Annotated in this window: 1 protein-coding gene; it reads right to left on the reverse strand. The window is 65.0% G+C overall.

The features are described 5' to 3' along the window. On the reverse strand, positions 1–1060 hold a 1060-nt coding region (locus ACEUCR_RS19975), incomplete at both ends, for an Ig-like domain-containing protein (RefSeq protein ID WP_408792016.1).

Genomic DNA, 1060 nt, shown 5'->3' on the forward strand with positions numbered 1-1060 from the left:
AGCTGTTGTCCTTGACGGTGACCGAGGCGGTCCCTTCAAAGTCCGGGGTCGGGGTGAAGGTGGCGCTCCAGGTCTTGCCGTCGTCGGACGTGGTCAGCCCGGTCACGGTGCCGCCCACCACGGTCAGGTCAGCCAGCTCGAAGTCTTGCACCGGCTCGCTGAAGGTGAAGGTGACGACGCTGCTCTCGTTCGCCTTGAGATCGGTGGCGACGATATCGACCAGCACGCTCGGGCCCTGGGTATCCACCGCCGCGCTGTCGCGCTCGCCGCTGCCCTGGTTGCCCGCCACATCGGTGTAGCTGTTGTCCTTGACGGTGACCGAGGCGGTGCCCTCAAAGTCCGGGGTCGGGGTGAAGGTGGCGCTCCAGGTCTTGCCGTCGTCGGACGTGGTCAGCCCGGTCACGGTGCCGCCCACCACGGTCAGGTCGTCCAGCTCGAAGTCTTGTACCGGCTCGCTGAAGGTGAAGGTGACGACGCTGCGCTCGTCCGCCTTGAGATCGGTGGCGACGATATCGACCACCACGCTCGGGCCCTGGGTATCCACGCGGTAGCCTTCACTGCCAGTCGCTGTGGAGCTGTTGCCGGCCGCATCCGTGGTGGTCACGCTGACATCAATCACCTTGTCACCATCCGCCACCAGATCCGCGCCAGGCACTGTGATGCTGAAGGTCTTGTCGGCAAGCACCTGACCGGTAAACGTCTTGCCGTTCACCGTCAGGGTGACGGTGTCGCCCACCTGCCCGTCCCCGCCTACGCGACCGGTGATCGGGATCTGCTGGCTGGCTTCGGCTGCATTGATGATGTCATCCGCCGTGATATCGACATCCAGGGTGATACGGGCATCCGGCGCCGTGGTGTCGAGCAAACTGATGTCATCACTGGCATCAGCGCGGTTGCCCGCTGCATCTGTGACGCTGGCCTCGACGGTCAGGTTGCCATCGGCCAACCCGCTCAGGTCTGCGGTGGTGCGGTAGTTGCCATCGGCATCGGTGACGGCGGTGACGGTCACCTTGTCGCCGTTGGCATCGCTGATCACCAGGGTCACGGTGCGGTTGGCACC

Source organism: Aeromonas bivalvium (assembly GCF_046078285.1).
In the GTDB taxonomy this organism is placed as follows: domain Bacteria; phylum Pseudomonadota; class Gammaproteobacteria; order Enterobacterales; family Aeromonadaceae; genus Aeromonas; species Aeromonas bivalvium.